At 47.2% G+C, this 12,265-nt stretch carries 15 protein-coding genes and 1 riboswitch; of the genes, 10 read left to right on the top strand and 5 right to left on the bottom strand.

The window, feature by feature from the left end:
* Positions 1 to 56: 56 nt before the first annotated feature.
* The 3 genes from AMS66_RS33485 to AMS66_RS04890 all read left to right on the top strand — a co-directional run bounded on the left by AMS66_RS33485 (position 57) and on the right by AMS66_RS04890 (position 1,967).
* Complete coding sequence (locus AMS66_RS33485) at positions 57 to 332, top strand: hypothetical protein (RefSeq protein ID WP_236703186.1); 276 nt, start codon at positions 57 to 59, stop codon at positions 330 to 332.
* Positions 310 to 1,101 carry a zinc ribbon domain-containing protein gene (locus tag AMS66_RS04895; RefSeq protein ID WP_053779721.1) on the top strand — a complete coding sequence of 264 codons (792 nt, stop codon included), beginning with the start codon at positions 310 to 312 and terminating at the stop codon, positions 1,099 to 1,101. The genes AMS66_RS33485 and AMS66_RS04895 overlap by 23 nt, the downstream gene beginning before the upstream one ends.
* 68 nt (positions 1,102 to 1,169) lie before the next feature.
* A complete protein-coding gene (locus AMS66_RS04890; protein ID WP_053779720.1) occupies positions 1,170 to 1,967 on the top strand; it encodes a TrmB family transcriptional regulator in 798 nt (265 codons plus the stop codon).
* Between the two features lie 240 nt (positions 1,968 to 2,207).
* On the opposite strand, the gene AMS66_RS04885 is transcribed toward AMS66_RS04890, so the two are convergent.
* Positions 2,208 to 2,906 (bottom strand): NUDIX hydrolase, encoded by a 699-nt coding sequence (locus tag AMS66_RS04885; RefSeq protein ID WP_053779719.1) that lies wholly within the window; start codon positions 2,904 to 2,906, stop codon positions 2,208 to 2,210.
* 79 nt (positions 2,907 to 2,985) lie between these two features.
* Here AMS66_RS04885 and AMS66_RS04880 point away from each other — a divergent pair, with 79 nt between their 5' ends.
* Complete coding sequence (locus AMS66_RS04880; protein ID WP_024632143.1) at positions 2,986 to 3,288, top strand: hypothetical protein; 303 nt, start codon at positions 2,986 to 2,988, stop codon at positions 3,286 to 3,288.
* A gap of 274 nt (positions 3,289 to 3,562) precedes the next feature.
* On the opposite strand, the gene mscL is transcribed toward AMS66_RS04880, so the two are convergent.
* Together mscL and AMS66_RS34320 are read right to left on the bottom strand one after the other, a co-directional pair.
* Positions 3,563 to 4,057, bottom strand: a complete 495-nt coding sequence (gene mscL, locus AMS66_RS04875; RefSeq protein WP_053779718.1) for a large conductance mechanosensitive channel protein MscL — start codon at positions 4,055 to 4,057, stop codon at positions 3,563 to 3,565.
* A gap of 269 nt (positions 4,058 to 4,326) precedes the next feature.
* Positions 4,327 to 4,426: riboswitch (purine riboswitch) on the top strand.
* 113 nt (positions 4,427 to 4,539) lie between these two features.
* On the bottom strand, positions 4,540 to 4,665 hold the full coding sequence (locus tag AMS66_RS34320) for a hypothetical protein (protein ID WP_269084530.1): 126 nt from the start codon (positions 4,663 to 4,665) through the stop codon (positions 4,540 to 4,542).
* A gap of 59 nt (positions 4,666 to 4,724) precedes the next feature.
* Between AMS66_RS34320 and AMS66_RS04870 the strand changes: the two genes are divergently transcribed.
* The 3 genes from AMS66_RS04870 to AMS66_RS04860 all read left to right on the top strand — a co-directional run bounded on the left by AMS66_RS04870 (position 4,725) and on the right by AMS66_RS04860 (position 8,100).
* Positions 4,725 to 5,312: a xanthine phosphoribosyltransferase gene (locus AMS66_RS04870; protein WP_024632141.1), complete on the top strand. Its 588-nt coding sequence runs from the start codon at positions 4,725 to 4,727 to the stop codon at positions 5,310 to 5,312.
* Position 5,313: 1 nt separating this feature from the next.
* Entirely contained in the window at positions 5,314 to 6,675 is a 1,362-nt protein-coding gene (locus AMS66_RS04865) for a nucleobase:cation symporter-2 family protein (RefSeq protein WP_053779717.1), read from the top strand.
* Between the two features lie 369 nt (positions 6,676 to 7,044).
* Entirely contained in the window at positions 7,045 to 8,100 is a 1,056-nt protein-coding gene (locus AMS66_RS04860) for a DUF418 domain-containing protein (RefSeq protein ID WP_053779716.1), read from the top strand.
* A 154-nt stretch (positions 8,101 to 8,254) separates the two neighbouring features.
* Here the strand turns inward: AMS66_RS04860 and AMS66_RS04855 are convergent, their stop codons facing one another.
* Positions 8,255 to 8,593, bottom strand: a complete 339-nt coding sequence (locus AMS66_RS04855) for a DUF4870 domain-containing protein (protein ID WP_053779715.1) — start codon at positions 8,591 to 8,593, stop codon at positions 8,255 to 8,257.
* Positions 8,594 to 8,743: 150 nt separating this feature from the next.
* On the bottom strand, positions 8,744 to 9,025 hold the full coding sequence (locus AMS66_RS04850; protein ID WP_053779714.1) for a hypothetical protein: 282 nt from the start codon (positions 9,023 to 9,025) through the stop codon (positions 8,744 to 8,746).
* Positions 9,026 to 9,421: 396 nt separating this feature from the next.
* Between AMS66_RS04850 and AMS66_RS04845 the strand changes: the two genes are divergently transcribed.
* From AMS66_RS04845 to coxB, 3 genes are all read left to right on the top strand, one after another.
* Positions 9,422 to 9,610 (top strand): hypothetical protein, encoded by a 189-nt coding sequence (locus AMS66_RS04845; protein WP_017690840.1) that lies wholly within the window; start codon positions 9,422 to 9,424, stop codon positions 9,608 to 9,610.
* Between the two features lie 232 nt (positions 9,611 to 9,842).
* Complete coding sequence (map, locus tag AMS66_RS04840) at positions 9,843 to 10,604, top strand: type I methionyl aminopeptidase (RefSeq protein WP_053779713.1); 762 nt, start codon at positions 9,843 to 9,845, stop codon at positions 10,602 to 10,604.
* Between the two features lie 581 nt (positions 10,605 to 11,185).
* A complete protein-coding gene (coxB, locus tag AMS66_RS04835; RefSeq protein ID WP_053779712.1) occupies positions 11,186 to 12,238 on the top strand; it encodes a cytochrome c oxidase subunit II in 1,053 nt (350 codons plus the stop codon).
* Positions 12,239 to 12,265: the final 27 nt, after the last annotated feature.

Here is a 12,265-nt window from a genome sequence, read left to right as displayed (position 1 = left end):
TATCCCGGCTTAAAAGTAATTCATTTGCCCTTTTCACAATCGCATTGTAAATTGGTATGATAGAGTTAACCGCCCAAGTAGGCGGATCAGCAGGGCCAAAGCTTCATTATACCCGAACGTATGGTCCTGAAGAAACCCCCCGAATTCATCCAGCATCAGCAGAAAACGAGCTTTCACGCGAGATTTCGCAACTTTTTGGCATGATATCGTATAAGTTATATACTATAAAAAATCAAATGAAAATGGGTTTTGGAACAAATGATGTTGAATCAAAAGGTTCAACTCTGACGGGACAGAGGAGGAGAAGTCATGAAACTGCTTCAACGAATTAAAAACGGAGCAAACAAAGCAACAGAGCGTGCCCAGCACGCCGTTGAAATCGGCAAAATAAATAATCAGATTGTGGGCTTGCAACAGGAACAGGAAGTCCATTTTACAGATATGGGTCGTATCTTCTATGAAGGTTATCGCGCACAGGACATGACGCGTGCCGAAAAAGAGATGGTGGATCTATCGGGGCTGTGCGATGAATTGCAGGATGAGATCGATGGTCTGCGCAACAAGATTGCACAACTCAAAAATGAGCGCTTATGCGAGTGTGGACACGTCGCTTCACTGGATGCCAACTTCTGTCCGAAATGCGGACGCAAATTGGGCGATTTCAAACCCGCAGCAGCGTCTGTAGGGGCGACGAACCCTGCGAGACAGGAAGCGGCCGTGGCCCACAGCCCGGAGCGACCGATCTATGATGCGCCAGTTGAAGAGGAACTGGAGGAGGATGAACCGTATCACACGGTGATTCCGTCCATTGCGGACCTGGAGACCGAATCCGAGTATAACAGTACGGAGTTTACCCAAGAGGAAAAGGAAGCGTTCGATGCAGAGTGGGAACGCCGTCGGGATGAAGAAATGCAGCGAGAACGCGAGCGCCAGCAGGAGCTGGATGAACGCATTCGGTACTGGAAAGAAAATAATCCGATCGTGAACACGGTGGACGTACAGAGTGAAGTGCCACGCGAAATGGTGAATTGTCAGATTTGTGCAGCAGAGCTGCCCAAAGGTTCGAAGTGGTGCCCACGCTGCGGAGCAGAACAGATCTGATGCAGTAGAAGCGCTGTCGAATCAATGTGTGGCAGCGCTGGTTGCTTACAGCATGGGGGGACGGGAATATGGACCAACTGCTGCATCATTTGCGTCATCTGGGGTTTACCGAGATGGAATCTAAAATTATGGTGGAACTCGCTCGCCAAGGCTCGGCCTCGGGATATGAGGTTGCGAAAAGGCTGGGTGTATCCCGTTCCAATGTATATTCCACCCTGCAACGGCTGGAACAGCGGGGATTCCTGCGTTGCAGCGCAGGAGAGCCCGCGAAATACAGTGTCTTGAAGCCTGAGGAGATGACAAGCATGATCTCCGGTCAGATGCGTACATCCCTTGAATATGTGCAGAGCAGTATGCCGCAGCATGAGCCGGAGAAGCCAGTCTTCTACAACATTGAAGGCGACAAAAACGTATTTGAAAATCTGAGCCGTGAACTGGCTGAGGCCAAACATGAGATTGTGGTGGACGTGTGGCGTGAGGAAGCGGAGTTGTTGCGTGCCGACTTGCAGGGTGCCGAAGACCGAGGCGTTCGCCTGTTATGGTCATGTGATGGTGGAGAGGGCATTATGGATCAGCCCGCTCCTTGGCCTGGTTTGCCTTCATACGGAACAGGTAATGGCCGGAAATTCTCTTTAGTGGTAGATCGTCGTTGGTGTATGTTAGGGATGCGCGGGGAATCTTGCGTTACTCAGGCGATGGTGACAGAACATCCGGTCATGACCGGGCTGCTGCTGAATCATTTTGCTCAAGAATTGGTGTTGTATGAGCTGGAGCAGGATATGGGGGAGGAACTGGAGTCTCGTTACGGGCATCGATACCAAAATCTCTCAGCACGTTATTGGTCAGTGCCCTCGGAGGGGATTTAAGCCTGATTAAGGGTCTGAAGCTTCCGCGATTACTGCTTCAATTTGAATAGAACAGTTGTCCTATGAACTCCTAAATACATGCTTAAAGGAAGCAGGCGCTGCCATGAGGCAGACGCCTGTTTATGCTGCTAAACGGAAGCAGTGATGTTCATCACAGCAAATGTTCCCTGTTGAGCTAATGTAGTAAGGTATGAAGTCATGCTATTTTTGAGAAAATGAAGCTATGAACGTAATGTAATCTTAGGCAGAATTGGATTCGTTTTTGGGTATGTGAACTAACGCTTCAAGTACATCGATATAATATTCTGTACCGTGTGGCACGAACTCGGCTGCTTGAATCTCGCGGATGTGACGTGCTTGAACGGGAAGAGGAATAGAGTTACCATTTGACTGATCCACTTGATCAGACGCTGACTGCATGGCTTGTACTCCTGCGGCTTGAATCGCATGGGTTTCACCACGGAATAAGGCAATCAGGTCATCCAAAGGCACTTCATACAGGCTGTCGACTTCGTTTGCCTGCAAGGTGTAGGCTTCGAGAGGCTGGTTCAAGCACAGTCCATATACGGAACTGAATTCCCGATCGATAAAAGGTACACCGCGAACCTGCCCTTCAAGTTGCTGGCTTGCAGTCAACAGATAGGTCAGCGTTTCAAAAGGCGCTTGCACGCCCAGTTCTTCCTCAAGCTCACGACTGGCTTCATGCAGCTGTTCGCCTGCAGTAAGATGCCCTGCTGCTGTAATGTCGTAACATCCGGGGAAGGTATCCTTGATATCCCGTCGTCGTTGAAAAAGTACCAACCGCTGCGAACCTTCGTCGCGCACGATCCAGCAGTGAAATGAACGGTGCCAGAATCCTTTGGCATGGACTACCCTGCGCAGCTCTGTACCTATCCAATTTTGCTGATCGTCGTAAATATCGAAACGTTCTGGGGTCATGATACGTATCTCCTTATATAGCAAGTTTTAAAGTTCAAAATTTCACAAAGTATGTTTTAAACGAAAGGGGAACCATCTTATGGAATGCATTGTACACTTTCAAGTCATTTATCCGCAACCTCAGGAACGCAAAAGTCTTAGAGGTCTTATATTTGTTGGACAGGGTCAAGAACCGGCAACCAATCAGTTAACGACCATGTTTAAAGATATGGGATTTCATGTACGTTTGGAAGATGAGGCACAGTTGTTGTTCAAACCTACGGATGCTTCGGCAAACTTTGAATATATTCGGGTAACAGAGCTTGATACCGGGGAAGAGGTTTATAAGGAAGATAAGGATCTGAAGTCGATTCTGGAGCATTTGCTGCCGCGTCGATTCTAGTTAGTAAGCATGTTGTGAGTAAGGGTAATAAGTCAGCATGCACCTGCTTGAGAGATAAAGGAAAGGCCCCACCTTTAAGGTGAGACCTTTCATGTGGGAGCCGTTTTGACTCCACCCGCCATCGTGCGGGTTTTCCAAACAACACGGATGAAGGAAGAATGACGGACAGACCAAGCAGGAGTTACATTACATAAATTCTAGCATGATAACAATGGTCTTCGAATAGAGTCTGGCTCAGAATTTGGATTCTGATGCGCTCGTAGGCTGGAGACGATTAAGCTGTTGCACCATTTCCTTCGGCTTCCAGTTCTGAAGTACAGTGGGAACAGCGAGTAGCCGCAGCCGGAATTTCAGACAGACAGTATTTGCAAGCCTTGGTCGTTTTTTGCGGCTCGGGCTTTTTATGTTCTTTGCTTTTGATGTAATTGATACCCTTCACCAGCATGAAAATACAGAAAGCGACGATGAGGAAATCAATCATCACATTGATGAACTGTCCATAGGCAATCACCGTAGCGCCAGCCTCATTGGCTTGAGCGAGTGTTGTGATCTCCTGTCCACTGGCTGTTTTCATATCCCCATCCAGATTGATGATTTTCTGACTGAAATCAATGCCTCCAAGCAGTTTACCTACAGGTGGCATGATGATGTCATTCACAAGGGACGTGACAATTTTACCAAAAGCAGCCCCGATAATGACACCGACCGCCAGATCGATGACGTTGCCACGTACAGCAAACTCTTTAAATTCCTTCAGTACGCCTTTCATGTGTGCAAATCTCCTTTACCAAATAAATTCCTAATACAGGCGGCGTTTCCATCGATTCTCCGTTCGGACACGCGCTTCTGTTCTCATATTGTACATAAAAAAACCGCAGCAATCATCCCTTTAATGCAAATTAATACAAGTTTCCGCAACTTCCATGAAAATACTTCTTTATTTCACGCCGCCGATTCGGTATACTTCTAACATTATCAGTTCTGTTCACACTTTTACATTCAGGTTCGCGATCATACATTGTAACGAATCATGGAGCTTAAAAATTAAATATGCCGACTCGTATATGTGCAGGAATAGGCCTGCATGTCTCTACCCGATCACCGGAATGATCGGACTACGGGAAAGATCCTGCAACGTTTTTAAAGTATGGAAGAGATGATTCTCAGGCAGTGTGTTTGAAAAAGGACGTTCAGGCAGCTTCAGATCCCTTCTTGGATAGGGAGGTTTGAGGTTTGCTCTGAGTCAACCTATCACGCGTTCTTCCATTGCACTACATTTGCAGTATCCATGCGGCTTGTCCATATACGTACAAGTCCGTCTTTTCCCGTCTCCGGTCCTTCCGCAGCGTGTAAAAAGGCGGGCTTTTTGTTTTTCACAAAGGGAATTGAGGTCATGCAGGCTTCTGTACGGGAGGGCCACAGGGGGAAGAATTACGATGCAATTGTTAAAAGACAAGGTAATACAGGAAGGCATTGTTCTGTCCGAGCAGGTACTCAAAGTGGATTCATTCCTGAACCACCAGATGGACCCGGTTCTGATGAAGGAAGTGGGCAAGGAGTTCATTCGCCGTTTTGAAGGGGAGAACATTACACGTGTACTGACCATTGAATCATCAGGGATCGCCCCAGGTATCATGACTGCGCTGGAACTCAACGTGCCCCTTATTTTTGCACGGAAGCAGAAGTCACTTACGCTCACCGAAGACATTCTGGTTGAGAAGGTGTACTCCTTTACCAAGCAGGAGACGAATGAAATTACAGTTGCGAAGAAGTTCATGCAGCCTGGTGACCGTGTACTGATCATTGATGACTTTCTGGCGAATGGCGAGGCAGCATTTGGTCTGGCCCGCATTGTGGAGCAGGTAGGCGCTGAAGTGGTTGGTATTGGCATCGTTATTGAAAAAGCGTTCCAACCGGGAGGTCGTTTGCTGAAAGAAGCAGGATACCGTGTGGAATCGCTGGTTCGCATCGGGGCGTTGTCAGACGGACAGGTTACGTTTGCGGATGAGGAGGTCACGATCTAATATGGCACGCGAACGTATTTTTCAGCGGCATCGGCATCCGATCAAAACCTTCTCTTTGGGTCTCCAGCATGTGCTGGCGATGTATGCAGGAGCTGTCGTTGTACCGATTATTGTCAGCAAGGCACTAGGCTTTACAACGGAGCAGTTAACTTATCTGATTGCGATTGACCTGCTCGCCTGTGGCGTGGCAACATTGTTGCAGGTATGGGGCAACCGTTTCTTCGGAGTGGGGCTGCCAGTCATGCTTGGCTGTGCATTCCAGGCCGTATCACCGATGATTTTAATCGGGATGAAGAGCGGTGTGTCTGCCATTTATGGTGCGATCATTGCGTCAGGGATATTCGTTGTGCTGTTTTCAGGCATCTTCGGCAAGTTGATTCGGCTCTTTCCGCCAGTCGTGACTGGATCGGTCGTGACGATAATTGGTCTGACTCTGATTCCGGTTGCGTTTAACGATCTCGGCGGCGGTCAGGGCGCAGAAGATTTTGGCAGTGGAGTTCATCTTATGCTCGGCTTCGGCGTGTTGTTGTTCATCATTCTGATGACTAGGTTTACTACAGGTTTCATTCGTTCCATCTCAGTGCTGATCGGCCTTCTCGTGGGTACAGTGGCAGCTGGGCTTATGGGTGAAGTTAACTTTGCGCCAATTCGTGAAGCGAGCTGGTTCCACGTCGTGCAGCCATTCTACTTTGGTACGCCGACGTTTGAGGTTGTACCGATTCTGACCATGATTCTGGTAGCGATTGTCAGCGTGGCTGAATCCACTGGTGTATTTATGGCTCTCGGCAAAATTTTGGATAAGGACCTTTCCTCCAAAGATCTGGCTCGTGGCTATCGTGCAGAAGGTTTGGCGATTGTGCTGGGCGGTATTTTTAATTCATTCCCATACACGACCTATTCACAAAATGTAGGGCTTGTCCAGATGACTCGTGTCAAAACGCGCGATGTTATTGTTGTAGCAGGCGGATTGCTTGTGGTCATCGGCTTTGTACCGAAGATTGCTGCACTGGCACAGCTTGTTCCAGGTTCAGTTCTTGGCGGGGCCATGGTCGCATTGTTCGGCATGGTGGTGTCATCAGGTATTCGTATTCTCGGAAGCCAGGTCGATCTGAACCGTCATGAGAACCTGTTCATCATCGCCTGCTCTGTAGGCATGGGGCTGGGTGTAACGGTCGTGCCCCAATTGTTCGCAGGTGCACCGGACTGGGCACAGATTATGCTCGGTAACGGAATCATTGCAGGTAGTTTTACAGCCATTTTCATGAACTTGCTGTTTAATGGTCTGGGTTCTAAAGCAGCGGCTGATAAAATGGCTGAGCGGCAAGCGGATGTGATCCTTGGGGAGTCTGGAAAGTCGGCTTAGACAACCTGATTAATGTTGATACCCCAGCATGATTGTTATGTTAACGGCTGTATCAGCGTTTAAAGGGATAAATATTCAATAATGTGAACGAAAATTGTAAATGTCATGGACAGTTCATTCCATATATCATTTATGCTGTGAATGTTCAATGGCATGAACGTCATATAAACCACCGGAAACGCCAGCTCATAAGAGCAGTGTTTCCGGTGGTTTTGCGTTGTTTGACATCAACGCAAGGTCCAGCGTATGAAGAAACAGGAACAATAAGGGGAACATAACCTTATGTCAGATGTAAGAGACTGTTCACCTAAATCGATAGCGGCGGTATACCCTTTTACTATAAAGTGGGTCAAGTAAGGAGGGATACTTATGAATCAACCTGTATCTACGCAACAACGTATTGTGTTATTGGATCTATTTCGGGGATTTGCCCTGTTGGGACTACCCTTTGTGAATGTGTTGGGATTATGGAGTATGCTGAAACCTGAGAACGATCTGGATTTCTGGATTCAGCGGGGACTGTATTTTTTGGTGGAGGCCCGCTTTTATGACATTTTCAGTTTTCTGTTTGGGTTGGGGTTTTACCTTTTTATGAGCCGTGCGGCTGCAAAAGGCAAACCCAAGCTGCTTCTTTATCTTCTGCGGATACTTATGCTGCTGGTCATTGGATACATTCATCAGCAGTATCAGTCTGGAGAAACCCTGTTTATTTATGGAATTGTCGGGCTGATCATCCTACCGCTCTATTGGGCTCCCAGAACCGTGAACCTGGTGCTTGCTGTACTTGGATGTGTTGTTACAGCCGCGCTGGGAATCAAAATATTAACGTTACCCTTTCTTATCCTTCTGGGACTGGCTGCTGGACAATACCGACTGCTGGAGAAGATACAGAACGGCTTGCCCCATTTGCGAATCATATGGCTTACTGCACTGATTGCTTCTATGGCAGGAATCGGGATCATGTGGTGGATTGCTCCTCCGGATGCAATGAGTCCATATCTGTTTGAGGTGGTAGGCGCAACTCTGCCTGTTGCTGAACAGACAAATATGGACGCAGCCTTTCTGTTACAGCACATCGGTGTGGCGACTGGCCCGGTAGTGTCCATCTTTTATCTAAGTACGTTACTACTATTGAATCGACGGCATGGGTATGCCCAACTGCTCCATCCACTACAAGCGTTTGGACGAATGGCATTGACCAATTATATTGGGCAAACCGTCATTTTGTTGGGGGTATACCAACTCGTGCTCAAGGAGGGTGCTGTATCGTACACGATATCAAGTATCGTGTGCCTGGGTGCAGTCATTGTTCAGATTATTGTGAGCAACCTGTGGATGCGTTGGTTTGAGTATGGTCCACTGGAGTGGATTTGGAGATGCGGTACCTATTTGAGTTTTATACCGATTCGCAGGAAAACATCATGATTGATGTGACACTCATAGAGAGAACTTTCTCTTAAATATATAAAAAGCGGCGATCATAACCCGTGTTCAACGTGCATGATCGCCGCTTTTTATATTGGGTGAGGTTGATCCAAGAATGATAGGACTCTTGGAATGAATGTCTCCTTGCTTCACTTTACAGATGCCGCATTTGTTTCTCAGCAAAGTCTCCGACCCAAGGGAGCTTCAACCATTTGCCTTGCAGACTGGTGACCACCATGAGAAGCCAGATCACCACTCCAAGCAGGGACAACAGTGATGCCAGCAGTGGCCCAAACAATGGGAGAAATGCACACAACACATGACCGACCATGATGATTCCAAATACCGTGACGGATTGAAGTGCATGAAACAGAACGAAACGGCTGCGTTTCTCTACAGCCAGAAAGACGATTCCGCCTACAAAAGTGAACAGATAACAGAGCATGCCGGCAATATTTTCATCCAGACCGCTTGACGATTTCATGGGGGACATCCGGTCCAGCCTCCTTTGTCCTTTTTATATAGGCTATGAGGAAGGTGGACAGAACTGAACCGGATGGAACGAAATGTATCTTTGCTAACTTAAAAGGGACAGGTTCCAATGCAGCGCTGGAAACTGTCCCTTTTCTTTCTCATTTATAACCTAACGGTCACCCCGCTGGAAATGTCTGCGTGGATGTGTGGTCTTGCCAATCTTGTCAGTGTCATTTTCTTTGGGAACCAAGCGTTCGTCGGTACGACCTTCGTGATGGTTGTCAAAGGCGAATTCGGTCAGTTCCCATTCTGTCTTGCCGAGAACGGGATCGGCTGGGAATTGTTGTCCTCGATGCAGGTGCTCTTCTTGTCCCGCTTCGTTGGTGTATATTCCGTCCACTTCCACCTTTTCATGCGAAAGGGGCAGCATTTCTTTGTCTTTCTGATCCATAAAACAACGCCTCCTTAGATCCCAGTATGTTAACTGTATGGGTTGTCCGTGATAATATCCCCCGAATAGTTGAGTGTTATGCTGGATATATTAATTCCGTATAGAAGTATCGTATTTATAACATATGATTCGGAATTAAACTTTTTGGGCATAAAAACCGTTATAAATATTAGGTAAAATTGTCAAGTCGTAAGATACTTCCGAATATGCTACAATAAGATTATGATTCACACCGAATCATATCGGGTATTTATAGTGTCAGGTACTTGCTTAAGCAAGGTTCCCGACCTAAAGCTTGCTTTGAGCCGCGCACACAACTTCATGGATGGCATTTAAGACTTATTCGGCATTCTCTAAACGGAGCATTCACTTTCAACGTTTTGGGAGGGAATTACAATGGCAACGAAAGGTCACAATGAGGTCAAAGAAAGTTTGAGGGAAATGACTCGGATTTTCCGTCCTAAAGATCCAAAAAAATTCGTGAAGGAGTACGTGAGAAAATACCGGATTACGGGTGGATACGAGGAAGAATTGACTTCTGTGGTTGAGCATGAGCTTGTCAAGATGGATTCTTCCGTGTCCTGAAACACACACAACTCTGAATATACTGTTCCGATATGAATAGAACCGTCTCCCGGGCATTAGGCTCCGGCAGACGGTTTTTTTTGTTTGGAAAATGATATGTATATATTTTCAATGGATAAATGGGTTCCCCTAAGAGTAATCGGAATAAGCCGCCAAGCTTCGCTGTACTTTTGGGGCTTTGTTCCGTTCCTGCTGCATATACATGGAAGTACACATATGGCAGGAAGGATGAATGCATGTGGACCCTATTTTGAAAACAAAAGAAGAGATTGGCTACATGCGGGAAGCAGGGCGAATCCTGCGGAGCTGTCACGAGCATATTGAAAAGTGGCTCACCCCTGGTGTAACTACAGGTGATATTAACGAACGGGTGGAGGCTTTTCTGGCTGAAAGAGGAGCTACACCTGAGCAAAAGGGATACAAAGGCTATCCATACGCCACATGCGCCTCTGTTAATGAAGTGGTTTGCCACGGCTTCCCTGATGACCGGGAACTGTCCACAGGAGATGTGGTGACCATTGATATGGTGGTGAACAAAGACGGCTGGCTTGCCGACTCTGCATGGACTTATGGGATTGGTGAACAACGCAAGTCCATCCGCAAGCTGATGAAGCGAACGGAAAGGGCACTTCATAAAGCGATAGCACTGGCAGTGCCAGGAAATACGCTGGGGGATATCGGGAACGCGATTGAGCGGACAGCGAGGTTTTATCGTTATGGTATTGTGAAGCCTCTTATTGGTCATGGCATTGGTCAATACATCCATGAACCACCAAACGTGCTTCCTTACGGGAAACGCAGAACGGGTATGATGCTGACAGAGGGGATGGTCATTACAATCGAGCCCATATTTACGAGAGGCAGCTCTGGAGCGGTTGTATGGGATGAAGATGGCTGGACGGTGAGAACCGTTGATGGAAGCTGGGGCGTCCAGTATGAGCATACGGTGGCCATCACAGGGGATGGACCTCTTATACTTACGGATGGGACATGAGCGCTGAAACTTAGGTAAGCTGGTAGTGATGCTGTATAACGGTGTCGGGATGTTCATTGGGTTCAGGCTCCGTGCCGTCTCATTTAAATGGAGGCGGTATGGAGCTTCACCGCTCCTTCCAGTAGTTGTAAGGGAGAGAACCTTGATGTATGCTCTTCTTTTTTGCATAATACTGCATGTTTTCAATGTGAGAAAAATCGGCAAAAAAATCAATTTCATCACCGAAATTTGGCAAATTTTTTCAAAAGTAGAGACTAATATTTTTAACTGAAATCGTTTACAAATCAAGTTGTGGTGCGGTTTTTTACATATAGTGAACAATTTGTGAACATGTGTCCAAAGATTGACAAAATCATACCCTCAACTTATATTTAATAAGTGATTGAACCATATAGAATGAATTGGAAGAATGCGCAGACATGCCCTTAGCAGGAAAAGACGGGAGTAGTGGAAGCGTTATTTTTGTAAGCGTTCTGTATGTCGGACAGGATTACGTGTATCGTGCTGAAATGAACTTAATTTGAGTTTACTTTGGGCGAAAACGGAAATCTACGAAAATGTTAAAAAAGTGGGGTAGATCAATGATGAAACAGTGGCAGGTTGCAAAGCGAATTCTCCCCTTGCTGGCGGTGTTCTCTTTGCTGCTATCCGCATGCGGGCGGGAAGACTTGTCGGTAATGAAACCTCAGGGTCCTGTGGCGCAAGGCCAATATGATCTGATGAAGCTGTCCATTACGATTATGATCGTGGTGCTCATCATTGTATTTGCTATTGCGGCGTATGTGTTGATCCGGTTTCGCAGACGAGCCGGGCAGAATGAAATGCCCGAACAGGTTGAAGGTAATTTCAAGCTGGAAGTAATATGGACAGCCATTCCGTTGTTGCTCGTTATCGTTCTGGCAGTACCGACGGTAAAAACGATTTTTGCCCAAGGCGAAGATCTGTCCAACGACAAAAATGCAATTCAGGTCAAAGTCACCTCGCATCAGTACTGGTGGGAATTCACTTATCCTCAATATGATGTAACCACCGCTCAAGATCTCATCATCCCGACCGGAAAGAAAATCGCATTCGAATTGAAAACCGCTGACGTGCTTCACTCCTTCTGGGTGCCGTCACTTGCGGGTAAAATGGACACAAACCCGGATGGAACGCTTAACAAGTTCAGCTTCTCGGCGCCAAATGAAGGCGTTTACCGGGGGAAATGTGCTGAATTATGCGGCAGGTCGCATGCCTTCATGGAATTCAAGGTAAAAGCGGTCAGCCAGGAATCCTTTGACAAATGGGTCAATGAAATGAAAGCCCCGGCGGTACTTCCCGAAGATACCCAATTGGCCGAGAAGTTCAAAACGAACTGCCTTTCTTGCCATGCAGTTGGTGATCAGGGCGGGCCGGTTGCGCCTAACCTGACGGGAATCGGCGGCAAGCAATCCGTGGCAGGTATTCTGTTGAACCAGGGCGAAGGCCAGGAAGACGGTAATCAGGTGCTGGACAACATGAAAGAATGGCTCCATGATCCACAATCCGTGAAGCCGGGCAATACGATGCCTAATCCGAAAGACCTTGGACTCACAGATGAAGAAATCGACGGAATTGCCGAATATCTGGCCAACTACAAATTGGACTATGAATAGAACAGCAAGGACGAAGAAGGGGGTACA

It is taken from the genome of Paenibacillus xylanivorans, from assembly GCF_001280595.1.
Lineage (GTDB): Bacteria > Bacillota > Bacilli > Paenibacillales > Paenibacillaceae > Paenibacillus > Paenibacillus xylanivorans.
The sequence above is the reverse complement of the archived record's forward strand: the minus strand, read 5'-3'. Positions and strand labels throughout refer to the sequence as shown.

Bases quoted from the DNA above. Each gene is read 5' to 3' on its own strand.
- AMS66_RS33485 (WP_236703186.1), top strand. From the start codon at position 57: ATGATAGAGTTAACCGCCCAAGTAGGCGGATCAGCAGGGCCAAAGCTT.
- AMS66_RS04895 (WP_053779721.1), top strand. From the start codon at position 310: ATGAAACTGCTTCAACGAATTAAAAACGGAGCAAACAAAGCAACAGAG.
- AMS66_RS04890 (WP_053779720.1), top strand. From the start codon at position 1,170: ATGGACCAACTGCTGCATCATTTGCGTCATCTGGGGTTTACCGAGATG.
- AMS66_RS04885 (WP_053779719.1), bottom strand. From the start codon at position 2,906: ATGACCCCAGAACGTTTCGATATTTACGACGATCAGCAAAATTGGATA.
- AMS66_RS04880 (WP_024632143.1), top strand. From the start codon at position 2,986: ATGGAATGCATTGTACACTTTCAAGTCATTTATCCGCAACCTCAGGAA.
- mscL (WP_053779718.1), bottom strand. From the start codon at position 4,057: ATGAAAGGCGTACTGAAGGAATTTAAAGAGTTTGCTGTACGTGGCAAC.
- AMS66_RS04870 (WP_024632141.1), top strand. From the start codon at position 4,725: ATGCAATTGTTAAAAGACAAGGTAATACAGGAAGGCATTGTTCTGTCC.
- AMS66_RS04865 (WP_053779717.1), top strand. From the start codon at position 5,314: ATGGCACGCGAACGTATTTTTCAGCGGCATCGGCATCCGATCAAAACC.
- AMS66_RS04860 (WP_053779716.1), top strand. From the start codon at position 7,045: ATGAATCAACCTGTATCTACGCAACAACGTATTGTGTTATTGGATCTA.
- AMS66_RS04855 (WP_053779715.1), bottom strand. From the start codon at position 8,593: ATGTCCCCCATGAAATCGTCAAGCGGTCTGGATGAAAATATTGCCGGC.
- AMS66_RS04850 (WP_053779714.1), bottom strand. From the start codon at position 9,025: ATGGATCAGAAAGACAAAGAAATGCTGCCCCTTTCGCATGAAAAGGTG.
- AMS66_RS04845 (WP_017690840.1), top strand. From the start codon at position 9,422: ATGGCAACGAAAGGTCACAATGAGGTCAAAGAAAGTTTGAGGGAAATG.
- map (WP_053779713.1), top strand. From the start codon at position 9,843: ATGCATGTGGACCCTATTTTGAAAACAAAAGAAGAGATTGGCTACATG.
- coxB (WP_053779712.1), top strand. From the start codon at position 11,186: ATGATGAAACAGTGGCAGGTTGCAAAGCGAATTCTCCCCTTGCTGGCG.